Origin of the sequence: Sphingobacterium lactis, assembly GCF_051951495.1 — a bacterium.
Lineage (GTDB): Bacteria > Bacteroidota > Bacteroidia > Sphingobacteriales > Sphingobacteriaceae > Sphingobacterium > Sphingobacterium lactis_A.
Window position 1 is genome coordinate 130863 of record NZ_JBNHAS010000001.1, and the last position, 25733, is coordinate 156595.

The 25733-nt window shown below is 37.0% G+C and carries 23 protein-coding genes; 15 read left to right on the plus strand and 8 right to left on the minus strand.

The annotated features are described in order from the left end of the window. The first annotated feature begins 1 nt into the window (after position 1). The 7 genes from ACP6L2_RS00540 to pstB all read left to right on the plus strand — a co-directional run bounded on the left by ACP6L2_RS00540 (position 2) and on the right by pstB (position 6674). Positions 2-1093 (plus strand): efflux RND transporter periplasmic adaptor subunit, encoded by a 1092-nt coding sequence (locus tag ACP6L2_RS00540; protein WP_440507361.1) that lies wholly within the window; start codon positions 2-4, stop codon positions 1091-1093. A gap of 27 nt (positions 1094-1120) precedes the next feature. Further along, on the plus strand, positions 1121-1678 hold the full coding sequence (locus tag ACP6L2_RS00545) for a TlpA family protein disulfide reductase (RefSeq protein ID WP_440507362.1): 558 nt from the start codon (positions 1121-1123) through the stop codon (positions 1676-1678). 4 nt (positions 1679-1682) lie between these two features. Continuing rightward, positions 1683-2153, plus strand: coding sequence for a DsrE family protein (locus ACP6L2_RS00550; RefSeq protein WP_440507363.1), 471 nt, complete (start codon positions 1683-1685; stop codon positions 2151-2153). Positions 2154-3335: 1182 nt separating this feature from the next. Further along, a complete protein-coding gene (locus ACP6L2_RS00555; RefSeq protein WP_440507364.1) occupies positions 3336-4211 on the plus strand; it encodes a PstS family phosphate ABC transporter substrate-binding protein in 876 nt (291 codons plus the stop codon). Further along, positions 4201-5091, plus strand: a complete 891-nt coding sequence (gene pstC / locus ACP6L2_RS00560) for a phosphate ABC transporter permease subunit PstC (protein WP_440507365.1) — start codon at positions 4201-4203, stop codon at positions 5089-5091. Before ACP6L2_RS00555 ends, pstC begins: the two co-directional genes overlap by 11 nt. Beyond that, on the plus strand, positions 5081-5938 hold the full coding sequence (gene pstA, locus ACP6L2_RS00565; protein ID WP_440507366.1) for a phosphate ABC transporter permease PstA: 858 nt from the start codon (positions 5081-5083) through the stop codon (positions 5936-5938). Before pstC ends, pstA begins: the two co-directional genes overlap by 11 nt. Further along, on the plus strand, positions 5928-6674 hold the full coding sequence (gene pstB, locus ACP6L2_RS00570; RefSeq protein WP_440507367.1) for a phosphate ABC transporter ATP-binding protein PstB: 747 nt from the start codon (positions 5928-5930) through the stop codon (positions 6672-6674). Before pstA ends, pstB begins: the two co-directional genes overlap by 11 nt. 258 nt (positions 6675-6932) lie before the next feature. Here the strand turns inward: pstB and ACP6L2_RS00575 are convergent, their stop codons facing one another. Then, positions 6933-8465, minus strand: a complete 1533-nt coding sequence (locus ACP6L2_RS00575) for a SulP family inorganic anion transporter (protein ID WP_440507368.1) — start codon at positions 8463-8465, stop codon at positions 6933-6935. Positions 8466-8637: 172 nt separating this feature from the next. Between ACP6L2_RS00575 and ACP6L2_RS00580 the strand changes: the two genes are divergently transcribed. Next, positions 8638-9090, plus strand: a complete 453-nt coding sequence (locus ACP6L2_RS00580; RefSeq protein ID WP_440507369.1) for a hypothetical protein — start codon at positions 8638-8640, stop codon at positions 9088-9090. A gap of 66 nt (positions 9091-9156) precedes the next feature. Here ACP6L2_RS00580 and ACP6L2_RS00585 read toward each other — a convergent pair whose 3' ends face one another. Beyond that, positions 9157-9843, minus strand: coding sequence for an arylesterase (locus ACP6L2_RS00585; RefSeq protein WP_440507370.1), 687 nt, complete (start codon positions 9841-9843; stop codon positions 9157-9159). A gap of 40 nt (positions 9844-9883) precedes the next feature. On the opposite strand from ACP6L2_RS00585, the gene ACP6L2_RS00590 reads away from it, so the two are divergent. Beyond that, positions 9884-10552 (plus strand): ABC transporter ATP-binding protein, encoded by a 669-nt coding sequence (locus ACP6L2_RS00590; RefSeq protein WP_440507371.1) that lies wholly within the window; start codon positions 9884-9886, stop codon positions 10550-10552. Further along, the gene (locus ACP6L2_RS00595) at positions 10549-13080 is read left to right on the plus strand and encodes an ABC transporter permease (protein WP_440507372.1); all 2532 of its coding nucleotides are present in this window, start codon (positions 10549-10551) and stop codon (positions 13078-13080) included. The genes ACP6L2_RS00590 and ACP6L2_RS00595 overlap by 4 nt, the downstream gene beginning before the upstream one ends. 56 nt (positions 13081-13136) lie before the next feature. On the opposite strand, the gene ACP6L2_RS00600 is transcribed toward ACP6L2_RS00595, so the two are convergent. From ACP6L2_RS00600 to ACP6L2_RS00610, 3 genes are all read right to left on the minus strand, one after another. Further along, positions 13137-13592, minus strand: coding sequence for a GyrI-like domain-containing protein (locus ACP6L2_RS00600; RefSeq protein ID WP_440507373.1), 456 nt, complete (start codon positions 13590-13592; stop codon positions 13137-13139). An 83-nt stretch (positions 13593-13675) separates the two neighbouring features. After that, the gene (locus ACP6L2_RS00605; RefSeq protein ID WP_440507374.1) at positions 13676-14824 is read right to left on the minus strand and encodes a calcium:proton antiporter; all 1149 of its coding nucleotides are present in this window, start codon (positions 14822-14824) and stop codon (positions 13676-13678) included. A 158-nt stretch (positions 14825-14982) separates the two neighbouring features. Then, positions 14983-15675, minus strand: coding sequence for an SOS response-associated peptidase (locus ACP6L2_RS00610; RefSeq protein WP_440507375.1), 693 nt, complete (start codon positions 15673-15675; stop codon positions 14983-14985). A gap of 233 nt (positions 15676-15908) precedes the next feature. Between ACP6L2_RS00610 and ACP6L2_RS00615 the strand changes: the two genes are divergently transcribed. After that, on the plus strand, positions 15909-16787 hold the full coding sequence (locus ACP6L2_RS00615; RefSeq protein ID WP_440507376.1) for a DUF808 domain-containing protein: 879 nt from the start codon (positions 15909-15911) through the stop codon (positions 16785-16787). 155 nt (positions 16788-16942) lie between these two features. Then, positions 16943-17134: a hypothetical protein gene (locus ACP6L2_RS00620; RefSeq protein ID WP_440507377.1), complete on the plus strand. Its 192-nt coding sequence runs from the start codon at positions 16943-16945 to the stop codon at positions 17132-17134. Here ACP6L2_RS00620 and ACP6L2_RS00625 read toward each other — a convergent pair. Then, positions 17131-18207, minus strand: a complete 1077-nt coding sequence (locus ACP6L2_RS00625; RefSeq protein WP_440507378.1) for a hypothetical protein — start codon at positions 18205-18207, stop codon at positions 17131-17133. The genes ACP6L2_RS00620 and ACP6L2_RS00625 overlap by 4 nt on opposite strands. A gap of 15 nt (positions 18208-18222) precedes the next feature. Continuing rightward, positions 18223-19443 carry a glycosyltransferase family 4 protein gene (locus ACP6L2_RS00630; protein ID WP_440507379.1) on the minus strand — a complete coding sequence of 407 codons (1221 nt, stop codon included), beginning with the start codon at positions 19441-19443 and terminating at the stop codon, positions 18223-18225. Between the two features lie 171 nt (positions 19444-19614). Between ACP6L2_RS00630 and ACP6L2_RS00635 the strand changes: the two genes are divergently transcribed. Then, a complete protein-coding gene (locus ACP6L2_RS00635; protein ID WP_440507380.1) occupies positions 19615-21099 on the plus strand; it encodes a glycoside hydrolase family 130 protein in 1485 nt (494 codons plus the stop codon). Positions 21100-21138: 39 nt separating this feature from the next. Then, complete coding sequence (locus ACP6L2_RS00640; protein WP_440507381.1) at positions 21139-21372, plus strand: hypothetical protein; 234 nt, start codon at positions 21139-21141, stop codon at positions 21370-21372. 37 nt (positions 21373-21409) lie between these two features. On the opposite strand, the gene ACP6L2_RS00645 is transcribed toward ACP6L2_RS00640, so the two are convergent. Continuing rightward, positions 21410-22420, minus strand: a complete 1011-nt coding sequence (locus tag ACP6L2_RS00645; protein ID WP_440507382.1) for an aldo/keto reductase — start codon at positions 22418-22420, stop codon at positions 21410-21412. 177 nt (positions 22421-22597) lie between these two features. Between ACP6L2_RS00645 and ACP6L2_RS00650 the strand changes: the two genes are divergently transcribed. After that, a complete protein-coding gene (locus ACP6L2_RS00650) occupies positions 22598-25729 on the plus strand; it encodes a DUF6493 family protein (RefSeq protein WP_440507383.1) in 3132 nt (1043 codons plus the stop codon). The last annotated feature ends 4 nt before the right edge of the window (positions 25730-25733 follow it).

The following is a 25733-nucleotide window of genomic DNA, read 5'->3' on the forward strand; positions in this document are numbered from 1 at the left end:
AATGAAAATATTAACATTATTAGCTGCTGTAGTATTCTTGGCAGGATGCCAAGCGAACAGTAAGGAAAACGATAAAAAGGAAAGTGGGGAGAAAAGTGTTTCTACTCTACAGGTTCAGGTAGTTCAACCTTTGGAACAACAACCTACATACGATTTGAAACTTCCGGGTGAACTTCATCCTTATGAAAGTCTGGATGTATATGCCAAGGTGAAAGGCTTCGTGAAAAGAATTAATGTCGATGTTGGGGATGAAGTGCGGACAGGACAAGTATTGGCGGTGTTAGAAGCTCCGGAGATGGATATTCAGTCAACGGCAGATCAAGCCAAATCCCAACAATTGGATGCCAATTATGTGGTGAGTAAAAGACGCTATAATCGTTTGCAGCAGGTACAGGATAAAAATGTTGGTGCGGTCTCTGAACTGGAATTAGAACAAGCTTATGGAGCTATGTTGCGTGACAGTGCTGCATTACAAGAAAGCCGATATTCGCATAAAAAAACCAATCAATTGAAGGAGTATCTTTTAATTCGTGCACCTTTTTCAGGAATTATCACGGCTAGAAATTTCGCTGTTGGGGCTTTAATCGGGGATACAGGATTACCTTTCTTTAGATTAGTCGAGAATAAACGTCTTAAACTAAAAGTGACCGTCCCAGAAGTACATGCACAATCTGTTTCGGATAATACCCTAGCTGCATTTACAGTCTTAAGCAAGCCCGGAGCAAGTTATGAAGCTAAATTAAAACGTAATGCCAAGGTAATTGATCCCGTAACGCGTGCATTAGCCTTGGAATTTGATGTTCCAAATGCAAAAGAAGAATTGAATGGTGGTGATTATACCGATGTACAGTTAAAATTAAAACGAGAGCATCCTACTTTGTTTGTCCCATCTTCATCCGTAATACAGAGCCAATCGGGTATTTTTGTTCTAAGGGTAATCGATGGCAAGGAAATTGAACGTGTTCCTGTGAAATTAGGACAACAAACCGCAGAGTTAACGGAGGTTTTTGGATCGCTTCAACCCCAAGATCAGATTGTAAAAAAAGCATCTGAAGAAATAAATAATGGTCAAATAGTTCAAATTGTAAAATAATCTATAGAAATTTAGCATATGAAAAAGATGAGTTTAACCCTAGGTCTAGTTGCTGCAGCGCTCTTGACCTGGTCATGTGGTAATAACCAACCTAAAAACGAAGGTGAAAAACCGAAAGAACAACAAGAAACTACACAGGCAAACGCGCAAGAAGCAGTGAATAAAGGTTTGAATGCTAGTTTTAAAGATATCAATGGAAAAACTGTTTCCTTGGCGAATTTAAAAGGAAAAGTTGTAGTCATGAACTTTTGGGCGACATGGTGTCCGCCATGTATTAAAGAATTGCCATCCTTGCAAAAGCTCTCCACAGAATTAGCCAATGAAAAGGATATCGTATTTATGGCAATTGAAGTGGATCAAGATATAGAGAAAGCCGCTCAATTCATGGCGAAAAACAAATACACTTTACCTCTGTTTACCCTAGACTCCCAACTTCCTGAAGAATTGGCGAGTAACTCCATTCCTGTGACCGTAATTTTAGCAAAAAATGGCGATATCGTAGGGAAACAAGTTGGTATGATGGATTTCGGTTCTGAAAAACTAAAACAAGGACTTATCGACCTGACTAAGGAGAACAATAAATAAAAGCATGAAAAAATTACTCGTAATTATGGTATTGATGGGTGGATTATATTCAAATGAAGGGCATGCTCAAGATAAAGAGCAACTTCTAGCTGAAAACAAAAACTATACTGGTGCTACGGCATCGGAGGATCATTACAAAGCGGTTTATCAATTGGATACCGATAACCCGGATATCGTGAAAAAAACCTTCCGTAATATCAATAATTTGTTGAAAGACGCTCGATTAAAGGATAAATTGGAAGTTGAACTAGTCACTTTTTCTGGTGGTACAGAGGTTATGCTGAAAAAAAATCCTTATGAAGAACAGTTGAAAGACTTAATTGGGAAAGGTGTACGTGTCGTTCAATGCCTAAATTCTTTGGAAGAACGAAAATACACTAAAGATCAATTGTGGGATTTTATTGGTTATACCCCAAGTGGTAATGGTGAATTGATTATCCTTAACCAGCAAGGATGGTCAATCGTTAAACCCTAATACCAATGTAAATTCTCCTATTTCCTTTCGTTTATTTTAACGGAAGATTTTAAGCTGCTTTTACGATCAACAATTATTGTTGTTCAAAAAAGCAGCTTTTTATTTTGCTAGATGCGCTGGAATAACAATATAACCACAGTATTCTTACTGCCCCATCCCAATTTTTACTTGCCTTTTTTCTTTCCTGAGAGAACTAATTGCCAAGTTTAGTATTCTAATGCTCTCCACTTTAATTTGATTCGAGTTAAGTAGGGGATTGGGATGATATTGGTTAGGGTTGAGTTCGAGAACCCTACGGAATTTCCAAGGATCTGATATGGATCTCCTTCGGATCTCGTTCGGTCGGAACCGAACGAGATCCGAACAAGTTCCGAAGGAGATCCGTTAGAGTCTCGAATCCAACCCCTAGCAAACCCCTTTTTGATAGTAGTTAGTATAGAGTAATTAGTAGCTAGACCTATAGTGGAAATGAAGATTTGTCACTTACAACTCAGAGCGAAGCGAAGAGTCTTTCTTCCCCCACACAAGGCCTCGTCATCCTCCATCGACGATGGAGGATCTTCAAACTATGCAATAAAAGCAACAAACTTTTAAAGTCTGTTGCCTTATTTTATGAGGTTTTTGATTGAGTTTAATGGGTTTGTCCAGATGCGGCCGATGCATGAATCGTCCCTATAAACAATTGTGATTTTAAGATTCCCAACCGCCATAACTGTAGGGTCGAAGCATGCTTCGACCGCTTAAATAAAAACAAAAATAACACTATTTACTATTTAGTCGAAAATTCACTTAGCTAGCTTCGTGATGAATGGGCAATATGGGGATACCGTAAACAATAGCCTTAGCTTTGAGTTGGAAAGGACGGACAAAAGCGAGCAGAAAGTGGAAATGAAAAAAAGCTCAGTATGAAAAGGAGGTCGACAAAAAATATTGTTGTTTTTTTAGAGGTGTTTGCGGGGAGATTAATTTGTTTAACGGTTGAGGCAAATTGATTTCAGTGGATATTTTTTAATGATCATGCATGACCTTTTGGTTGTAAATGGGCTTACCTGGCTGAAAATTGAACGAATTAATCTTACTTTAATAAAATTTTTACATTTCTCTAACATAATGAGCTAAAGTAGGCAATACGTTAATAATCCCTTAACATTACGTTAATCTTGATTTTTCATTTTTGTGGAGATGAGAAAATACAGTTTTCACTTTGGGGCATTTTTATGCCTGACTACGATTTTGCTGTTTTCTAGTTGCAGCAATAATACGAATTCCATCAAGATGAAGGGCTCCGACACGGAGGTTAACTTGGCGGTCAATCTGGCGGAACGTTTCACGAAGTTGGATCCCAATTTTAACATCGCCATTTCTGGTGGTGGTTCTGGACTAGGGATTACCTCCTTGATGAATGGGCAAGCGGATATAGCCAATTCATCGAGACCGCTTTCCGATGAGGAAAAAGAACAATTTAAAGCGTTGAATATTGATGTGAAGACGGTTGTATTTGCAGAAGATGCCACGGCTTTTGTTGTTCATAAGGATTTGCCTTTGGAGGAGATTGATGTGAAGACCTTAGGAAAGATTCTGTCTGGGGAGATTAAGAATTGGTCAGAAGTAGCCAATTTTGAATTGCCTATTAATATTTATGGTCGTCAGAGCAGTTCTGGTACCCATTCATTTGTAAAGAAGAAATTAAAGATTGAGTTTTCAAATACAGCCAAAGAGATGACTGGAAATGCACAGATCTTGGAGGGTGTGAAAGCTGATAAAACTGGATTAGGCTATGTTGGAGCTGGTTATGTTGCCCATGACCCTTCTGCTAGTCAAGGTGTAAAAATATTAAAGATCAAGGAGAATGATGCCATTGGCCCTGTCTCTCCACTTGATCAAACTGCAATAAATAAAGGGATTTACTTTTTCCAACGCCCGCTCTATCAATTCATTCTTGCTAAATCTTGGGAGAAAGTACGTCCTTTTATCAATTTCGAACGCAGTGACCTTGGTCGCAAATTGATTTCTGACCATGGCTATTACATCTTAGAAAACCAAAAAAATGAAATATAAGTCAAGATTAACCTTGGATGTTGTTTTTAAGTATATTTTTAAAGCAACAGGATTATTGGTATTGGCACTTTTAGGCGGGATTTTAGCGATGTTGGTTTACAACTCCTTTTCTTTCTTTTTAGATGTTAAGCCATTGGATTTTATAACCGGAATGGAATGGAATCCTACAGGCAAGATTCCTAAATATGGAATGGTGCCATTGATTTTAAGTACTACAATTGTAACCCTTGGCGCAATGGTTATTGCTATTCCCCTTGGTATTGGAACTGCAGCTTTCATCGCTGATTATGCCAGTCCTCGTCTGAAGAACATTCTGAAGCCTACGATTGAAATGCTAGCAGCTATTCCTTCGGTTGTTATCGGTTTTTTAGGAATTGTTGTAGTGAGCCCTGGGATTGCAAGTATGGCGGATCTGTCGAATGGATTAAATGCCTTGAATGGAGCTATCCTATTAGCGGTAATGGCCTTGCCAACTATCATCACCGTTGCTGAGGATGCCATTCATGCTGTTCCTAAGACGTATAAGGAGGCGAGTTTCGCTGTTGGAGCAACCAAATGGGAAACATTGATTAAGGTGGTTATTCCTGCAGCTGCGCCCGGTATTATCGCTGCGGTGATGCTTGGTGTTGGACGTGCCATTGGTGAAACCATGACCGTATTAATGGCAACTGGAAATGCCTCAATCTTACCAACCAGTATGTTTGACTCGGTTAAAACCATGACGGCTACAATCGCCATCGAGATGGGTGAAGTTCCTTATCAAACAACACATTATTTTGCTCTATATGCTATTGCTACCGTGTTATTCCTGATGACTTTGGGTGCAAATATGCTGGGTGAATATTTTATTAACCGCTTTAGAAAATATCATGCGCAATAAAACTTTTAGGTTCTCAAGTATTATCGAATGGGGAACCTTACTGTTAAGTACTCTATTAGTCTGTTTCTTTTTAGTTGTTGTACTTTGGGAAATTATTTCCAAAGGTTCGGCAGTCATCTCTTGGGATTTTGTGACCAAGGTTCCAACGGATGGAATGACCAAAGGTGGTATCATTACGCCAATTATCGGTACGGTTTTACTTACTTTAATTACCTCTATTTTTGCTATTCCATTTGGCGTTTGTTGTGCCATTTACTTGCAAGAATATGCCGAAGACAGTTGGTTGACACGTACAATCCGAGCATCTATCCGTAATCTCTCTGGTGTACCTTCCATCATCTATGGTTTATTTGGTTTGGCATTATTTGTTCAAGCATTACAATTTGGAACCTCTTTGGTTGCCGCAGGTCTAACCCTTGGTCTATTGTCTTTGCCTTATATTATTACAACAACAGAGGAAGCACTGATGCGTATTCCAAACAGTACGCGTGAGGCTGCATTAGCCGTAGGCGCAACAAAATTTGAGACCATTAAGGATGTGATTATACCTTCTGCAATGTCAGGGATTCTGACTGGGGTGGTTTTAACGCTTTCTAGAGCTGCCGGTGAAACAGCACCCATACTCTTTACGGGTGCGGCATTTTACATCAATGGCACCAGTGGATTTATAAATCAGGAATTTATGGCCTTGCCATATCACCTATATATGCTTTCTACGCAGCACCAATCTATCGAAGAAGTTCGACCTATTGCCTACGGTACTGCATTAGTATTAATCATTGTAGTATTCCTATTGAATCTTACCGCATTTTACATTCGTTACAAGTACAGAAAAAATGAAAACTAAGCTATCCGCCGAGAATTTAAATATTAGTTTTGGACCGAAACATGTCCTAAATAACATCAATGTTCAGTTTGCTGAAAATGAAATCACCGCATTAATTGGTCCATCAGGTTGTGGGAAAAGTACGTTATTGCGTTCTTTTAACCGCATGCATGATCTATCTCCTGATGCGAAGATTGATGGGAAATTACAATTAGAAGATTTGGATCTGTATTCTAGAACGGTTCCCGTTACGGAGATTAGAAAACGTATAGGAATGGTTTTTCAGAAGGCTAATCCATTCCCGAAAAGTATTTATGATAATATAGCTTATGGCCTAAAAATCAATAACCTTCCTCACGATAAATCCATCATTGAAAAGGCATTACGTGAAGCCTTCTTATGGGAAGAGGTTAAAAATGATCTGAAAATGCCTGCAACACGTCTTTCAGGAGGACAGCAACAACGTCTTTGTATCGCTCGTGCCGTAGCATTACGTCCAGAGGTGATTTTAATGGATGAGCCGTGTTCGGCATTAGATCCAGTAAGTACCTTGAAGATTGAGGATTTAATCATGCACCTTAAAGAGAAATATACCATCGTTATTGTGACGCATAATATGCAACAAGCACAGCGTATTGCGGATAAGACGGTATTCATGTATTTAGGTGAAGTGAAAGAAGAAGGCCCAACCAAACAGTTGTTTACTAATCCCGTAAATGAAATGACTGCAAATTATATTAATGGTCAGTTTGGGTAGGGGGAGGCCTAGGCCCTGCGGGCAGTATTAAGTAATTAGTACAGAGTAATTAGACCTATTGGCGAATTAGTTTTTATAGATCTTCCACTTAATAACTTGGCGGGCGATGCATGCATCGCCCCTACATACAATCGTGATGTTATTGTTTCGAGACTATATAACTGTAGGGTCGAAGCATGCTTCGACCGCTTATACAAAGCCATAATATCTAAACATTCTTAATATCTCACATCTCATATCTAACAGCGTAGCGGTCTCTCACCTCTTCCCTGGCATTACCTTATAGGTTGGGTCTTCTTGTATATTGACTTCAATAAGGCCTTTGGCATTTTGGAGGAGTTTGATGGAATCTTCGCTGAGGTGTCTGAGCACAACGGTTTTCCCTATTTGCGCATATTTATTACTGATTTTATGGAGTGCATCAATTGCAGACATGTCTACAACTCGAGATTCCTTAAGGTCGATGATAATACGTTCTGGATCCTCCTCAGGTGTGAATTTATCTAGGAAATGACTGCTGGAGCCAAAGAATAGGGGACCATAGATTTCATAGATTTTATTTCCAAATTCATCCTCAGATTTTCGTGCTCGGATTCGGACAGCACTGTCCCACGCGAAAACAAGAGCAGAAACTATTACACCTGCAAAGACAGCAAGTGCTAGATTGTGAAGTACTACTGTAATCGCTGCCACTAGGACACCTACAAACATATCGGATTTTGGCATTTTATTGAACATCCGTAGAAATCCCCACTTGAAGGTGGTGATAGCAACGATCATCATAACACCGACTAGAGCAGCCATGGGTATGAGTTCGATGAATGGTGCTGCAACTAAGATGACGAATAATATCGTAATGGCTCCTATAAAGGATGATAATCGAGTTCTAGCACCTGCGGAGATGTTGACAAGCGTTTGTGCTACCATGGCACAGCCACCCATTCCAGCGAAAAAGCCGTTGATGATATTGGCGGTTCCTTGAGCAATGGATTCTTTATTGGAATTCCCTTTGCTGTTAGTCAGTTCATCAACCATACTTAAGGTCAGGAGCGATTCAATCAAGCCTACTGCAGCCATAACTAAAGCATAGGGAAATATAATACTTAGTGTTTCCCAAGTAAATGGTGCCTGTGGAATATGAAAGCTTGGGAAAGAACCGGATACAGAAGCAATATCCATGACCTTCTTTGTTTCAATTCCTGAAAATTGAACGAGCGCAAAAACAACTAAGATAGCGATCAACGAAGAGGGGATAGCCTTGCTGATTTTTGGAACGATAAGTACTAAAGCAATGGTTAGGGCTGTTAAGCCCAGCATAATGAATAACTGTACTCCTGACATCCATTGCATGACCCCATTAACAGGAACCTTAAACTGTTCCATTTGCGCCATAAAGATGACTATTGCCAATCCATTTAAGAATCCAAACATGACAGGCTGTGGGATAAGTCGAACAAATTTTCCAAGTCGGAAGGCACCCACTAATATTTGAAATATACCTGCAAGAGCAACCGCTGCAAAAAGATATTCCACGCCATGTTGGGCAGCTAAGGCTATTAATACAATTACCGTAGCACCGGCACCTCCAGATACCATTCCTGGTCGTCCTCCTAGGATAGAAGTTATTAAACCCATTAAAAATGCTGCGTATAAGCCCGTAATAGGTGATAGACCAGCAAGTATAGCGAAGGAAAGGGACTCAGGGATCATAGTCATGGCAACCGTCAGTCCAGCAAGGATTTCCGTTTTATAATTGATATTTTTAGGTATGCCTAATTGAAAAATTGCCATGTGCTCTAATTTGTTGCAAATATACCTAGAAGAAGAAGTTTCACAAGAATAAACAGAAATTGAACTGATGGTGTGAAATGAAAGTGGTTTTGGAAAATCAGAGTGTTAAATAATTAATAATATTAATGTATAATAAAAAAATTACTTATTTTAGTCTTAAATAAACACAGATATGAAAAAAACGATCGCAGTATTAATGGTTTCTTCACTAGCTTTTATGAGCTGTATGAACCAGCAGAAAACAAAGTCAGCCGATGCAGAATCAACCAAAGTAACCGTTGAGTTCGTGGGTAATTCAAATGGTGAGATCAAAAATAAGGCAGGAAAGGCTATTCTTTTTGCTGTTCCTGACCAAGTAGCAGATGTTCCTGCTACCGAGGTTGCGAGTGTGAACTTTGAAACCAGGAGTCTACCATTTACCGTGAATTTTGATTTGCCTGCGAATCATAAATCATTAATTAAACCAGAGATAAAGGACACGGATAAGGTTCATTATTATGTTGCTTTAGATTGGGATTCCGATGGTAATGGTACTGTGGATTCTACAGATGTTGTGATTGATTACGATCAAGCATTTCCAACAGTAGACATTGGCAGTGCTTCCTCAAGAGTTATGTTGAAATAGTTGTCTCAAAATGTAATATACATGCAGGCGTTCGGTTTATCCTTACGCCTGTTTTTTTTATTATTTCTACAATAATCCTTTTAGATGTTTCCAAACATTATCCGCAAGGATATGTTGGCCCTCAGCTGTCGGATGAACAGCATCTTGTTGATTAAGTTTACTAATGCCAGCCACACCGTCTAATAAAAATGGAACAAGTGTCATATTCTTTTCCTTTGCAAGTCTTGGGAAGATATCTTCAAATTGCTTAAAGTATGTGTCGCCCATACTTGGCGGAACCTTCATACCGGCTAAAACAAGTTTACAATCTGGGTAGGCCGCTTTAACCTTATCGACAATAGTCGCGAGGTTGTTGTAGGTGCTTGTAGGGTCTATGCCCCTTAATCCATCATTAGCACCTAATTCGAGAATAAAAATATCAATAGGCTGTTTGAGTAACCAATCAATTCTATCTTTACCACCAGCACTTGTTTCACCACTCAATCCAGCATTTATACAGGTATAACCTAAATCTAATGAATCGATACGTTTTTGAATAAGATTGGGGAAAGCTTCTTCCATATTTTTCAGACCGAGGCCTGCTGTAAGACTGTTTCCGAAGAATAATATGTTTCTTGAACTATCCTTGGGGTTGGGAGTGCTTTCAGGAACTGAATCCTGTGGGTCTTTGTTGCTGTTGTTTGTGGGATTCCCGCAATAAGTAAATAATATGAATGTAAAACATATCAGGAAGGGTGCTGCAATCTTTTTCATTCTTCTAATTTATTGAAAAATTGCATTACATTTATTGTTTATGGCAACAAAGATTCTGCAAGTATCCCATGTTTCTAAGCAATTTATGTTAGGTGGGACATCAATTCCGGTTTTACAGGATATTAATTTTGAAATAGAGGAGGGAGCTACTGTATCCATCGTGGGACCTTCAGGAAGTGGGAAAACGACATTGCTCGGTCTTTGTGCTGGCTTGGATCAACCATCCTCCGGAACAATTCATTTAAATGGTATTCAATTAACAGGTTTAAATGAGGATAAATTAGCAGCTATCCGTAATGAACATGTAGGATTTGTATTTCAAAATTTCCAACTACTTCCCACATTAACTGCTTTGGAGAATGTATTAGTCCCTTTGGAGTTACGCGGAATAAAAGTACAAGAACAGACTGCTAAGGACTTATTAGATCGTGTAGGTCTAGGTCATCGTTCAGGTCATTATCCTTCTCAACTATCTGGTGGGGAGCAACAGCGCGTCTCAATAGCTAGAGCATTTGCCAATAAACCTAAAATATTGTTTGCGGATGAACCTACTGGTAACTTGGATGCTGAAACAAGTCAAAGCATTGAGGATATGCTGTTTGAGTTGAATAGGGAGTCCGGAACTACCTTAGTCATAGTAACACATGATTTGGATCTGGCAGCTAAGACGCAACAGATTATTCCAATAAAAGGAGGAAGAATTGCATGAATTGGCGGTGGATTTTCCTAATGGCCTGGCGGGATAGCCGCAAAAATAGAGGTCGATTATTTTTATTTATTTCATCTATTATTCTTGGTATAGCCTCCTTGGTGGCTATGAATTCTTTTAATGAAAATCTTAAAAAGGATATTGACCAACAAGCTGCTCAGCTAATAGGTGCTGATTTGGAGATAGAAAGCCGAAAACAACCTTCTGAAGAGGCAATGAAGTTTATTGATTCGCTTAAATTGCTAAGTGAAGACTTTGCCAAAGAAGAACGCTTTATGTCCATGATTCAATTTGAGAAGTCTGGAGGTTCCCGTTTTGTTCAGGTAAGAGCTGTGGATGGGCAATTCCCTTTTTATGGGGAAGTTCAAACCAGCCCTAAGGATTCTTATGGTGCCTTTGGCAAGAAACAAGGGTTATATATTGAAAATGCGGTATTACTTCAATTTCAAGAACAGGTCGGTAATCAAGCACAATTGGGGAAAAGTAGATTTCCAATTCTGGGCAGCATACATGCACAACCTGGACAGACTGCCTTGGCAAGTAGTATGGCGCCAAGTGTTTTTGTTCCTTTAAATCAATTATCAGAATCGGGATTAAGACAGGTTGGTAGTCGAATAGAATATCATTATTATTTCAAATTGCCGGCAAACTTTGGCATTGATAAAAAAATGGAGCAATGGAAGGATCGATTAACACTTTTACAGTTAAGAGGGTCGACCATTCAAAGCACGAAAGAAAATACAGGTAGATCTTTTGCCGACATGGCAAGTTTCATGGAGTTGGTAGGTTTCGTGGCTTTATTGTTAGGTTGTATTGGGGTATCGAGTTCTGTTCAGATCTATGTACGCGAGAAATTACTCTCTGTGGCCATCCTGCGCTGTTTGGGAGCAAAGGCTAAACAAGCATTTTTTATTTTCTTAATTCAATTTGCAGGAATAGGTTTATTGGGAGGGCTGATAGGATCAGTTTTAGGTGCATTAGTGCAATATCTTATTCCATTGGTATTGCAGGATGTGTTGCCTGTTGAACTTTCCACCTCCATATCTTGGACCTCGATCTTCCAAGGAGTAAGCATAGGATTAGTAATCGCAGTTTTATTTGCATTAGCGCCATTATTATCCGTACGTGATGTAACTCCTTTGAACTCTTTACGGATGAATGATCAAGATGCTAAGAAAAAATTGGATCGTTGGGTCATTTTAATTTATGCCTCCATATTGGGCTTTATCCTTTTGTTTGCCAGAATGCAAATGGATAATTGGATGCAAACTTTAGCTTTTACATTTGGTTTACTGCTGGTCTTCTTTTTACTATTTGGTGTAGCTAAAGGATTTACATTTTTAATACGCCGTTATTTCCCGAAAAATTGGTCTTATGTCTGGAGACAAGGTTTATCGAATTTGTATAGACCAAACAACCAAACCGTTATTCTCTTAGTCTCCATCGGATTGGGAACAGCTTTAATAGCGACCTTGTTCTTAGTACAAGACATGCTGATGAAACGAGTTGCTCTGTCTGCTGAAGAAAATAATGCAAACATGTTGATGTTTGATATCCAACCTTCCCAAAGGGACTCCTTAAAGCTATTGGCACATCAAGAAGGATATGAAATTGTGGAAGATGTGCCCATTGTGACCATGCAATTGGAAAATATAAATGGTGTTACTTTAAAGGATGTAGTTGCTGACTCAACGATTGAACAATCAGGTCGAGCTTTTCGTGGTGAAATACGTGCTACTTATCGGGATAGTTTGAGTAAATCAGAGCAAGTAGTTTCTGGAAAATGGATTGGAAAGGTTGCTGCGAATGATACAGCTTCTGTTTCCTTGGATGAGAATTACGCAGAAAACATTAAAGCAAAAGTAGGCGATAAATTACTTTTTAATGTTCAAGGGGTACTGATTCCTGCAAAAGTAAGTAGTATCCGTCAAGTGGATTGGAATAGGTTTCAGTCTAATTTCAGGGTGGTTTTTGCTAAGGGAAGTATCGACCAAGCTCCTCAGTTTTATTTGATGATGACTAAGGTTGAAGGTGAAGCAAAATCTGTTGCATTCCAACAAAAGATAGTAACCGAATTTCCCAATGTATCTGTCTTGGACATGAATGCTGTTTTGACTATTCTAAATGATATATTGAATAAGATAGGCTTTATCATTCAGTTTATTGGTGGTTTTAGCATCTTGACTGGTATCATTGTCTTAATAGCCTCCGTACGAATTAGTAAATTTCAACGAATTAAGGAGAATGTATTATTGCGGACCTTAGGTGCAAGCAGGAAACAGATTTATTGGATTACTATTGCTGAATATTTATTCTTAGGCTTATTAGCAGCATTTACAGGAATTGTTATTGCTTTAATGGCAAGTAATCTACTGGCTCTATTTGTCTTTAAAACGAGTTTTATACCTAATCTTATGTTTCTATCCTTACTTATTTTCTTGGTTAGTTTTTTAACCGTAGCAGTAGGTTTAATTAATAGCCTTTCGGTATTAAATAAGTCACCTTTAGAGGCGCTTAGACGAGATTAATAGAAAGTTAATCAAAAATAAAAAGCTCCAAGGTTTTAGTCTTGGAGCTTTATTATTTAAATGGCAATGTAGATTTCAAATTTAGCCTGATCAGTCTGACAGGACTCTTCATAATAGACTTCAAAGTCAACCGTATATTTTCTTTTTAGGTCGCTCTGCCAGATTTCATTCCATGCATTACCTATTATTTCACCCGATATTCCTTGTTCCACTATTTTGATGAAATAGTCTGATTCGGGAACTACTAGGCCATGCATACCTTCAGGTATTTCGTCCAAACTACTCACTTTACATCCTAAAAAACAGGTATACGGAGCTTGCCAATCAGATTCATAATCGGTATAAGCACAGTATATATTTTGATCAACCTTGTTTGGGATGTTATTTGGCATATCGGCTTGCATAAATTGTTCCCATAAAGCTGGGATATCTTTCATGGCTTGGCCGTTTTGATTTGAAGTCTTGATCTTAGTTCCTATCAAATAAAACTCTGGTAATCTAGTGTTGTTCATAATTCTATATTTTATGATTCAAAGGAATGGTCCATATTGACAACCTATTGTCAACAATAAAACCCTTTATAAATTTTATATGCTTATGGTTGGAAAATTAACAGTACGAAAATCACAAACAACATCAATTGCATGACACCAAAGATAGGACTCGTTCTTTTACCTTGAAAAGTAAATAAGCTAAGCACCAAAGTAATGATGAAAAGAATTGTTTCCTGTCCAGTCATACCAAATTGCACGGTTTTATTAGCTAACAAACCGATGGTAAGCACACAAGGCACTGTTAATCCCACAGTAGATACAAAGGCACCATGACATAGATTGATAGCACGTTGAAATTCATTGTTCAAAGCTGCTTTTACAGCAGTAATTGATTCCGGTGTAAATACAATGATGGCAATTAATACTCCACCTAATTGGGTTGGTAAGTTCATGCTTGTAATACCAAAATCAACTAAGCTAGCTAAGTTATGAGATAGTAATACAATTGGTAAAATCCATAATAACAAGATTACTGTTCTGCTTAACAACTCAGCCTTTGAGATTTTGTCTTCAGCAATCGCCTCTATTGCTTGAGCTGCTTTAGCTTCCTTAAATTTGATTTCCATGCTACCAACAGCAGGTTGCATATAAAGATGTCTGTAGCCTTTCATTTGAAAAACTAAAAAGACAGTATAAACAACAACTACAGCTAGAGAAATACTGATTGCCTGTACTTGGCTAAACTCACCATTCCCTTGACCGACAATGTAATTGGGAAGCATCATAGCAATACCCGCCAGCATGATAATCATACCATGATAGGTTAGTGAACCTGGCGCATTATATTCTTGTTCACCATATTTAAGTCCTCCTAAAAGCAAACAGAGTCCAGTTACCAGGTTCATAATGATCATCATCACGGAAAAGATGGAGTCCTTTCCAATCGTTGGAGCCTCAGTAGGTCCAAACATCATCGCAGCGATCAAAATAACCTCAATGGAAACAATGGATAAAGTTAAGATCAGTGTGCCGTAAGGTTCGCCAAGCTTATGCGCCAATACATCTGCTTCTTTTACAACAGCAAAGGCGGCAGTAATGATGGTGCCTAATACTATTAGAAAGAGTGCAATAGCAATGATGGGTTGGCTGTAAAGACCTGTTATCTGCTTAGAGAAGAACATAAAGATCATGACCATGATCCATACAGCAAGTAGTTTTAAGGTCGAAATTCTAGAAATGTACTTTTTCATGTTTCTTGTTTAAAAAGCGCTGCCCTAAAAATAGATTGGACATTTTAGGGCAGCAGTATATTATTACTTTGAATGCGACACAAAAATCCGCTATTCACTGCTGATAATCTTTTACATATGTTAAAAAATAAATAGATAAACACTTAATTATCTAATTGTTAAATTGGATTTTGTATTTCGGTTATATTAGTATCTTCATTTCTAGCAGCAGTAACGCGATAGACTTGATGACTTCCGAGTGCACCTTCGTAAGGTTTTATTAAATTTTGTATTCGTTCTTTAGAATCTGCAAATAACCATTCATCTTGTTTTTCTTCAGGAATGATTAAAGGCATTCGTTTCTTGACGTTATGGATTTCTTCCAATAAAGGATTTGCTGGTGTTGTAATGATGGAAAAAGTGGGATAGGTTTCACCTGTTTGTTGATCTAAAAAATCAGCATACACAATACCTAAGGTTAGAATCTTTTTTTCAGGAGCATAAATGAAATAGTTGTCGGTTTGTTTGGAACCTTTTACCTGATGCGGTTCATAGAACCCAGTGACATAAAGTAATCCTCTATTCGAATTGATATAATTTTTATAAGATGCTCTTTCAAAGATGCTTTCACCTTCCGCATTCAAGGTGTTTGCATATTTGGCTGCATCTTCTTCGGACTTCACCCAGAAGGGGATTAACTTCCAACGAGCTGATTCTATGGTATTCGAATTTTTATTCAGGGTAACGGGAAGAAAGGGTCTAGTGAATCCAGACACATGAAAGATTTCCTTATCGAGTTCATATACCACCTTTTTCTTGGGGTACTTATTCTTAAGGTCAGATTTGGAAGGAGAACCGGTATGATAACACATATTCGTTTTTTATCTAAAATACAGAAATACTCATAAACCTAGAAATATAAGTTTCTTGGTTAGTTTTTAACTGTTTACAGTTTCAATTGGATAGAATATGTTGAAAGTAAGGGTTAATATATGTGTATAATAAGTCTAGTATAATATGAGAAATCTTAAATTATTTCATAAAAAAAGGAATTGCAAGGCTATAATTTCTATTAGATGTTTTATTTTAGGGGAAAAATAACGATATGGCCTCAGGGATATTTGCAGTACTAGATGATATAGCAGCATTAATGGATGATGTTTCGGTAGCAGCAAAAATTGCTACACGAAAGACAGCTGGAATTTTAGGAGATGATTTGGCAGTAAATGCTGAAAAAGCTACTGGATTCTTAGCATCTAGAGAAATACCGGTTCTGTGGGCAATTACCAAAGGTTCCTTCATCAATAAGCTTATCATTGTTCCGATTGCCTTATTGCTAAATATCTTTTTCCCTGTAGCAATAAAGTATATTTTGATTTTGGGTGGTTTTTACTTGGCCTTTGAAGGTGCGGAAAAGATTATTCATTATATTTTTCATAGACAGAAAAAAGCGATAGAAGTTGTAAAGGAGCAAGAAGAAGAGGGAGAGGAAGCTGAAAATAAAAAGATTAAGTCTGCTATTACCACTGATTTTATATTATCCGTGGAAATTGTAATTATAGCTTTGGGGGCTGTTCAAGAACTGCATCAGTCAATGGCCATTCAAATTGTTACAGTTTCTGTAGTAGCTATTATTGCCACCGTTGGGGTATATGGTATTGTTGCTTTAATTGTTCGTATGGATGACCTTGGCTATAGTCTAATTAAAAAATCAAACAATAAAGGTTTTGGAAATGCTGTAGGAAATGCTTTAGTAAAGCTTTTACCTATCATTATTAAAGCTTTGGCTGTAATTGGTACTATTGCGCTATTGTTAGTGTCCGGAGGTATATTTGTACATAATATTGATTATTTCCATCATTTGTTACCAAATATTCCAAGTATAGTGAAAGAGTTTGGAGTTGGATTAGTTGCAGGTTTAGTTGTGGTAGCAATAGTTACCCTGTTTCAGAAAATGATAGGTTCAAAACCAAAAGCACATTAAATCTCATAAAGAAATAATCAGAAGGCATGTTCATAAGACATGCCTTTTGTTTTTAAAAGGCACATACAATTATTCTTGTTTAGTACCCTAATTGAGGAACCCACCGAACAATATGTGTATCTATTTGTTCTATTTATAGATTAAACTAAGAAGATATGAAAAAGGAACATGAAGAAGAAGAACGCATCAATGCTGCTGATTCTGTAGATCCCAATGAGGTTCCAGAGGTGGTAAAAGAAGAAAAGGATGATAAGCCAGCGGCTTTAAATATTCGAACAACGATTATTATAGCTATCATCATTATGGCAATTATTTATGCCATTTATGAATTGATGACGAGAAATTAAGTGCTGATATTACTTTTTATTAATAAATAGGACATCCAAAAAGCAATATTACTTTCTGCACCTTGATTTTGGTTAACACCATAATCTTCTAATCCGTCATAGCAGGATTTATCTATTGGATTATATAGACTTAGTTGTTTATCATTCCATCCCAAGTACCATAAAAAAGCTAATTTAATTTTTAGTTGCCAGTTGTTGGAAGGTTTTATTTTATCCATCTCTTGGTATAGCAATAGGATACTTGGGATTTCTACTGGCTGTTGGCCATATTCGCTAATATCTTTCGATTTAGCATGCCAAGATTGGTTTCCTATGGTAGATATATATTCCTTACGATAGATTATCTGATCCAAAAAAGTAAAACTCTTCAATCCAATATTTAGCCACTCCTCATTGTTTAGGATTCTGGCGGTTTTCAGCATTGCTAAAGGCAAAATGGCATTGTCATAAGAGATAATCTCCTCAAACCATGCCCATTCATCGTCTGCACAGACTTTAAATTCTAAGGCTAAAAAATGGCATAGTGTGGATATTTCCGCAAGTACATGTTCATCATTTGGATGGGTTTCCAAATAATTTGCAAGCCCTAAGATTGCATAAGCTACTGCTCTTGGCGATTTTAACTCAATTAGATGTGGTAAAGCCTTGTTAAATATTTCTTGGGTTATCTGATGAAAGGCAAAAAGCGTATCTGAAGCAAGGACAGTACCTAATGCCCAGATGGTTCTTCCAAGACTATCATCAGAACCCTGCTTATCCAAAAAATTAAGATCATACGACATGAAGTTCCTAAAGGAACCGTCTGAATTTTGAGCATAATGTATATAGGATAGATAACAGGAAATTAATGCTGTATCTGTTTCTATTTCTTTAGCATTGTTTGCCATACAGAGCAGCAATAATGCTCGAGCATTATCATCCAAACAATAACCATGATGGTAGTTTGGAATATTAAATGAAGCGTGTTGAATAATTCCAGTTGAAGTTGTTAATCGTTTGATATAACTTAAGTCAAGTTTTGGTACTTGATTGGTGAAATCATCCAACAGGCTGTCTATAAGCTGTAAATCCAATATGTTTTTCTCCTTTTAATGGTTGATGGCACTCTTTTGTCCCAACAACTTAATGTTAATAGGTTGAATTATATTTTTTAAGGAATTTAATTCCTTAACCACCGACTTTTTTACACTTTTCGTAGTAGTAATTGTTTGAATGAGTTTAATTTGTTTCTTGCCTACATTAGTCCAGGACATGGATTTTCCAAACTTTAAAGCCTTCTTACGATAATCCTTCATGGATTTAGGATTATCCAATAAATTATTGATGCAGTCGGCTAAACTATCGGGATTATTAAAATCGAATAAACATCCACGACCATCTGCTAATAGATCCTTAGCATACCAATAAGGGGTTGATAATACGGCTGCACCTGCACCTAATGCAAAGGTTAAAGTTCCACTGCTCATTTGATTAGCATTAGGGTAAGGGGTTACATACAAGTCACAGGCCTTTAAATACGTATGAAGTAAACTCTCACTAGCATATTTATTGACGAATATTACTTTGCCATTCAATCCTAAATCTGCAGCTTGTTGCATAAGTCCATTTTTATAGCTCTCACCTTCTTGTAACAGAACATTGGGATGTGTTGCTCCTAAAATGATATAAACAAAATTGTCTGATTTGATTTTAGATATAGCATCTATTGCCACTTCAAATCCTTTTCCACGACCTAAAAGACCAAAAGATAACATAACTGTCTTATCTTCCAATCCTAAATATTCCTTCGCCTCTTGCGCCGAAATTTTAAATTCAGGAATACCATGTGGAATTAAATGCAATTGTTCAGCAGGTATTTCATAGACCTCAGATAGCATGTTTATCGCTCTTTGGGTCATGACAGTTATCTTACGACTATATTGTGCTAACTCCCGAACAACGGTGTACTCATGAGCATTCGGTTTTTCTAATACCGTATGGAGATTGGTAATTAATGGAACTTTTATTTCTTTGACTAAATCAAGAATATAGTTTCCAGCATCACCTGCGAATATTCCAAACTCATGTTGCAAGATACAGGCATCATAGTGTTGCTTATTAATCCATCGTGCAGCATCAGAATAAGCTTGCTTGTTTTGCTGTTCTATGGTCTGAACAACCTCTTTTGGGAAATGTCCTTCCGTACCGTTCTGAATAGCCAGAATGTCTACTTGTTGATTGTTATTAATTAAAGATTGATATAGATCATGTGTAAAAGTGGCAATACCGCATTGCCTAGGTAAATACGTTCCAATAATTAGTATTCTCATTTTTTTCTCCTTCTCAAATAACCAAGGGTTTCTTGGTTCTTGCTTGATGAACAGTTGGTGGTAGTTTTTGTTCAATGAATAGGAGAAATATTAAATTTTATGACAATTGCTAAACATCCTGAAGAATTTACCGTTATTAATATAAAGCGTGCTTGTTCAAACACTTAAAATATGGGTATAACAATCAATAGGAAAAATATATTTTTTAGACCAAAATTAGATCGTGTATTAGCAAGACGATTTAATCTATCCCCTGAACGCTCTGTAAAAATAGTTAAACGGGTTATGGCAATGTCTGAAGAGGATAAAACTCTTCTAATAACACAGATTCTACGCAATTATGCACGGAGACATCGTAGTGTTTTACATGTATTAGAGCGTAATTATAACCTAATGGAACCGACCTTAAAGGAATTAAAGATTGATAAAACTAAACTCAGTAATGTCGATAAAATGCTGATAGGTTCCTACTTTACTATGGAATATTCTATAGAGGCTGCAGCATATTTTAATCCTTCCATCGTATTATCTCCAGATCAGTCACAGATTCAAGAGGGAGAAAGTCGAATTGTTCTAAGCTTCAGAGCTGTAGGAGAGGGACATTTATCATCTATTGTATTTCGTTCAGGAATTATCGATAAAAATCTCAATATTGAGTTAGATGAAGTCGGTATTTTGTTAGAAAAGCCAAAGCATATCAAAAATCACCGGTATAAGAAGAAGGACTTTTTGGAGAAATTGGTTCAATTGCATAAACCTGAGGAGGAAATTTATCAAGTAGTCGAAAATAAACTAGCTGATACGTTCATTTATGATGAATTAGTTCGTTATGTGAAGGAAATTAAACTGGAGAATGAACTAACTCCAAATGGTCAAATTCTCATGCAGCAAATGCTCTGGCTAGCATCCTCCCATTATGATATTTCTTATTCCTTAGACACCTCTATTTCTGAACGTGTTATCTTTCCAATAAGTGATACGGAGAAGAACGGTATTGAGGATGCTCGATTTGTTCGATATCTTAATGACAAAGGAAAAGCTACTTATTATGCGACTTATACAGCTTACGATGGTATTTCTATTTTGCCAAAACTACTTTCCACTAAAGACTTTGTGAACTTTAAAATTCAACCCCTAAATGGCAACATCAAAAATAAAGGATCGGCTCTATTCCCTCGGAAAATAAATGGCAAATACGCGATGTTATGTAGAATTGACGGAGAGAATAATTACATCACTTATTCGGAATCCTTAACCAATTGGGAGGAGGAAGTCATTCTGATTTCTGAACCTGAATATCCATGGGAATTTATTCAAGTAGGAAATTGTGGCTCACCCCTTGAAACAGAGAAAGGTTGGTTAGTTATAACCCATTCGGTGGGACCCATGAGGGAATATACGCTTGGTGCGATGTTGTTGGACTTAAAAGACCCAAGTAAAGTGATCGGGAAACTAAAACAACCCCTACTATATGCTACAGAGGTAGAAAGAAATGGCTATGTTCCTAATGTGCTTTATTCGTGCGGGCAGATCATCCATAATAATCATTTGATATTACCGTATGCCTATTCAGATCATGAATCAACCTATGCGACCATTTGTTTGGATGAATTGCTTTCCAGCTTATTACAAGATCAGGAAAGTAATAAAAAATAAATTTGATTCAACGATTCTGATTTAATCTTGTTCATTTACATGAACATCAATGAGAAGAAAATTATGGCGACCAAAAATGAAAATAAGGATGTAGGAATACAAAAGGAAAGCCGTGCTAAGAAACAAAAGGCTTTAACATCTGTAATTGAAAAAGTGAATAAGAAGCAAGATTTAGATGCGGAAGCAGGAGTTGATCCTCAAGTAGATCAATTAAATGAAATGCCTGAACCCAATGTATTTCCCAAAGAGAAGAAGAAGGATTCAGGCAAATAAATAAGTAAACTTGAAAAAATTAAATAATTTTATGCCCTCACTTCTTTTTAGGAGTAGGGGCATTTTCATCAATTAACTTTTCTCTTTTTAGTTTGTCCCAAAATTCACCAGGTATGTTAATATGAAAGGAGGACGTATTCGCTTCCACTTGATCTGCAGAACTTGCTCCTGGTATGACTGCTGAAACAACATCATGTGCTGCAGCAAATTGTAAAGCAGCAGTTCTCAAGTCAACATCATGTTCACTTGCAATTGCTGTTAATGCGGCAAGTTTTTCTTTAACACCAGCAGGGAAATCCCCATTGTATAGATAGCGGTCTTGGCCGGCTAAAAATCCCGCACATAATGGTGCTCCAACAACAATTGAAATCCCTTTTTTCGCTGCCTCAGGGAATACCTGATGTAAATCATCCTCATGTTTGATTAATGAATATTGACAAGCAGAAAGGAAAATATCCGGGTCAGAAACTTCCATTGTTTTTATTATAGGCTCAATGGTATTCACACCTAATCCCCAGCCTTTAATTATTCCTTCCTCTCGCATTTTGATTAATTCAGGCATGGCGCCTGTCCGAGCAATTTCAAAATAATGTTCCCAATTTTTACCTAAATCGGGATTGTCTTCAGATAAATCATGAATGAATACCATATCAATAGATGAAAGCCCCATCCTTTGAAGGCTATCTTCTACACTTTTTCGAGTTCCTTCTGCCGTGTAATCATATCGATAAGTGAAGTTCATTTTGCCCTTCCACATCAGTCCTTCTTTCGTAAAGTCCTCATGTGGTTCTAATATTCGACCTACTTTCGTGGAAAGATCAAATTGATCCCTTGCTTTGTCCTTCAGAAACATGCCCATGCGGTGTTCGCTGATGCCTAAACCATACCACGGAGAGGTGTCAAAATATCGTACTCCGGCAGCCCATGCGGCTTCCATAACCGCTAAACAATCTTGATCATTATGTTCTGCAAAACCATTTCCTAAAGCCACGCCTCCTAATCCTATTTTACTATTCGGTCTATATTTCATGTTGATTTTGTTATTCATGCGTATGTGTTTTAATTATTAAGGTGATTAATGTTAGAACAACTTTATGCTCAGTATGTTCTGTAAAGTTTTGTTTTAAACAAATCTTAATTTGAAGGAAAAAAAGTTGTGATTTAATACTTTCAGGATGCGTGAATTCGTTATCTTTAGTAGTATAGAAACCAAATAATCAATTACATGTTCAAGCATCTAAAATACATTGATGGAAATTCCGATAAATTCTGGGAGATTCAAACTGATGGTGTACAGCACACCGTTACTTATGGAAGAAATGGTACTGATGGTCAAAGTAAAACTAAAAGCTTTGATTCCGAAGAAGCTTGTATTAAAGATGCGGAGAAACTGATAGCTGAAAAAACCAAAAAAGGTTATTCTGAGGATGGTACTGTTGATTTGACGGAGAAGAAAAGCACAAGCATTAAATCCAACAATAAAGCTAGTTCTTCGAAATATAGTAAGGAAGAGGTTCGTAATAAGTTTAATGAATTAATTAAACGTCCCATCATAGCAGATATCATCCCATTCTTGGAGGAGTACGGGAAGGGAAATATGGAATTTATCAAGAAAGAGATTAAAGCCGCAAAACGTTTTTACTTGAGTTATATAGATTTAAAGGCAGAACCTCAATATTTAATAGATAAACGCTATACCTGGGGGCAACGTGGTACAGATGAACAACAACGATGGATTGCAGCAATTGCTCTTGCCTCATTTAGTCAAACAGATACTGGATCATGGACAGAAATATTTGATATAATAAAAACCTACAAGGATAAGGATATTCAGGATATTCTGGATTGGGCCAAACCTGATTGGCTTACAGCCTATATGAAGGACCAAATGCGAAAGAATGAATGGTTAAGTTTTGACTATTATGGATTTCGTGAGTTGGAAGATACTGGTCATTTACAACATGACCCAGAAATTTATGTCCGTAGTATGGAGAATTTCCGTTTATCCAATAACCCAAAGGTATTAGATAGCATCCTTGACCGACTAATAGCAGATGAGACTTTTTATACTCGTGATGTGCCATTGATATTTAACTATGAAAGTGCTATTCAAAATAGTTATTACCTCTATGAATATGAGAAAGAAAAACAAATCTTATTTTGGGATCTGATCTTTGATAGATTACTTGCCGAAAACAAAATTGATCGAACATTTATTATTTCATCTTCCCTAGAGATCCAGACTAAGGATTGGAATAATAATTTAAAATCTTACTATAGAGATTTGATTAAACGATTGTTAGAAAATGATGATGATGTGATTAATCATCAACATCAGGTTTTTCCACTATTCCATTCAGATCATAATGCCCCTATAAACTTTGCGATTAATCTTCTCAAGCCGGTTATTTCACATCCAAAATTTGATTTGCAAGAATTCATAAACTGGGTAAAACCAGTCTTCATGCGGACGGATATTAAAACCGGGGTGAAAACCTTAATTATTCAATTTGATAAGCTATTAAAGACTAGACCAGAATATACAGAATCTATCATCGATTTAGTGGCTGATACTTTTATGATACCTGATTTAGGTTTACAAGATCGAGCCGCTAAGTTTATCTTGAAACATCAGAAAAAAGCATCTTCAGAGCTGTCTGAAAAATTAATGCTCTATTCTTCACAGATGCTGGGTTCCATTAGCACGGATTTAAAAGACTTAATGCAGTCTAATGATACCTCTTATACCGAAGAGGAGCTATTAGCAATATTGAATCCTGGAGAAAAGGAAACTTATACCTTTGCACCTGAACCTGTTATTCGGTTACAGGAAGAGTTAAACTATCCTACCGATTGGAATGAGATATTATTTAAGGTAGGAGAAGTCATTCATTCAGTGGATTTTGTTCAAATTGAAATCTTGATGAATGCATGGATGATGAATTATGCTAACTTTCCAGAAGACTATAAAAAGCAACTTGAACCATTTATCAAGCAGTTGACTAACAATAACAATTCATCTACAGTTTTTCAGGCATTCGTATCGAATTTTGTTCAAATCTATTATAAACCAAATGCACCTAAATATTTTCAAGAACAATATTACAACTATTCTAAAGTAGTTGGTTCCTTTAATGACCTTGGTTTTCTTATACAAGATAGAATTGCTAAGGGGATAAGCTTACCTTTATTGAGCTTGCCATCACATGCCCCTTTTTGGGTGGCCCCTGAGGTCCTAGTAGATCGTGTTTTAGCCTATCAAGTGGCTGCTGTGCCAATTGATTTATTAGATTTAGCAATTGCTCTGAGCAGATGTCCAAGAGAACAAGTGGATGGCTTAAACAATAAATTGGAGCAAATAAAGAATGAACAAATAAAGGCTGTTTTACAATATAGTTTTGGATTGTCAGATGATTTGGAGCTTCACAAATCATCCTGGTTAAAGAATATTGTGGGCGACGAAGCCGATGTGTTTATGTCAGGTGTGTGGGCAACGGTGGCTAGAAGTCAATATCCTGAAGGTATCTTTGAAGAATTTCAAGGTCACCGATTGGCAAAGGCTCCCTTCGCAATTAAACCATTCCGTCCAAAGATAGAATTTCTACCAGACTACCATCAGGTGTATAACTACTCAACCAAAAAGAATGAAATGACAATTGATGGTTATAAATTAACATTGGAGTTTCCAAAGCATGAAAAATATCCTAATACCTTTCTGTATAGCAAGGATATTTACTTCAGAGGTGAGAAGGGTGTCATAGGTTATTATATTCATGGGTTGGATACACAATTTGTTCATAGCGTCATGCCCTTAAATGCAGAGGCTATGGCTTTGTTTTATAATACCTGCTATAATACCTTGTCGACTTGGGGATTTAAAGATGCCAAGTATATGCTTCGAGAGATGCTTTATCCTTTTTATAATATTGATAAACAAAGTTGTCTGTTTTTAGCTTGTAGTTGTTTTGCATTAGAAAAGGAGGTAAGGGCTCACGCTGTTGAAACTTTGATTCAAATAATTGAGTCCAATCGATTACCGAATGAAAGTTTTGCTGATCATTTAATTACCTTACTAAATAATGATTATGGACCTTTAGGACGTTTTGCTGATGTACTTTCGCAAGTAAAGGATATCTCCAGCAAACACAATCATGCCCTTCTATTGATCTTAAGTCAAGTCTTTGAAGGTGTACAAGTTAAAGAAACTATGCCTACCAACTTCAAGAAATTGATAGAGATTTTCTTCGATCTGCAACAGAAGGAAAGTTATCCATTAACTAATGAGCTAAAAGCCAGTATTCAGAAGTTTGAGGCTTACAAATCACTAAACAGTCTACTTAAGAAAATATTAAAATAATTAC

Coding starts and splice junctions, on each gene's coding strand:
- ACP6L2_RS00540 (WP_440507361.1), top strand. CDS start 2: ATGAAAATATTAACATTATTAGCTGCTGTAGTATTCTTGGCAGGATGC.
- ACP6L2_RS00545 (WP_440507362.1), top strand. CDS start 1,121: ATGAGTTTAACCCTAGGTCTAGTTGCTGCAGCGCTCTTGACCTGGTCA.
- ACP6L2_RS00550 (WP_440507363.1), top strand. CDS start 1,683: ATGAAAAAATTACTCGTAATTATGGTATTGATGGGTGGATTATATTCA.
- ACP6L2_RS00555 (WP_440507364.1), top strand. CDS start 3,336: ATGAGAAAATACAGTTTTCACTTTGGGGCATTTTTATGCCTGACTACG.
- pstC (WP_440507365.1), top strand. CDS start 4,201: ATGAAATATAAGTCAAGATTAACCTTGGATGTTGTTTTTAAGTATATT.
- pstA (WP_440507366.1), top strand. CDS start 5,081: ATGCGCAATAAAACTTTTAGGTTCTCAAGTATTATCGAATGGGGAACC.
- pstB (WP_440507367.1), top strand. CDS start 5,928: ATGAAAACTAAGCTATCCGCCGAGAATTTAAATATTAGTTTTGGACCG.
- ACP6L2_RS00575 (WP_440507368.1), bottom strand. CDS start 8,465: ATGGCAATTTTTCAATTAGGCATACCTAAAAATATCAATTATAAAACG.
- ACP6L2_RS00580 (WP_440507369.1), top strand. CDS start 8,638: ATGAAAAAAACGATCGCAGTATTAATGGTTTCTTCACTAGCTTTTATG.
- ACP6L2_RS00585 (WP_440507370.1), bottom strand. CDS start 9,843: ATGAAAAAGATTGCAGCACCCTTCCTGATATGTTTTACATTCATATTA.
- ACP6L2_RS00590 (WP_440507371.1), top strand. CDS start 9,884: ATGGCAACAAAGATTCTGCAAGTATCCCATGTTTCTAAGCAATTTATG.
- ACP6L2_RS00595 (WP_440507372.1), top strand. CDS start 10,549: ATGAATTGGCGGTGGATTTTCCTAATGGCCTGGCGGGATAGCCGCAAA.
- ACP6L2_RS00600 (WP_440507373.1), bottom strand. CDS start 13,592: ATGAACAACACTAGATTACCAGAGTTTTATTTGATAGGAACTAAGATC.
- ACP6L2_RS00605 (WP_440507374.1), bottom strand. CDS start 14,824: ATGAAAAAGTACATTTCTAGAATTTCGACCTTAAAACTACTTGCTGTA.
- ACP6L2_RS00610 (WP_440507375.1), bottom strand. CDS start 15,675: ATGTGTTATCATACCGGTTCTCCTTCCAAATCTGACCTTAAGAATAAG.
- ACP6L2_RS00615 (WP_440507376.1), top strand. CDS start 15,909: ATGGCCTCAGGGATATTTGCAGTACTAGATGATATAGCAGCATTAATG.
- ACP6L2_RS00620 (WP_440507377.1), top strand. CDS start 16,943: ATGAAAAAGGAACATGAAGAAGAAGAACGCATCAATGCTGCTGATTCT.
- ACP6L2_RS00630 (WP_440507379.1), bottom strand. CDS start 19,443: ATGAGAATACTAATTATTGGAACGTATTTACCTAGGCAATGCGGTATT.
- ACP6L2_RS00635 (WP_440507380.1), top strand. CDS start 19,615: ATGGGTATAACAATCAATAGGAAAAATATATTTTTTAGACCAAAATTA.
- ACP6L2_RS00640 (WP_440507381.1), top strand. CDS start 21,139: ATGAACATCAATGAGAAGAAAATTATGGCGACCAAAAATGAAAATAAG.
- ACP6L2_RS00645 (WP_440507382.1), bottom strand. CDS start 22,420: ATGAATAACAAAATCAACATGAAATATAGACCGAATAGTAAAATAGGA.
- ACP6L2_RS00650 (WP_440507383.1), top strand. CDS start 22,598: ATGTTCAAGCATCTAAAATACATTGATGGAAATTCCGATAAATTCTGG.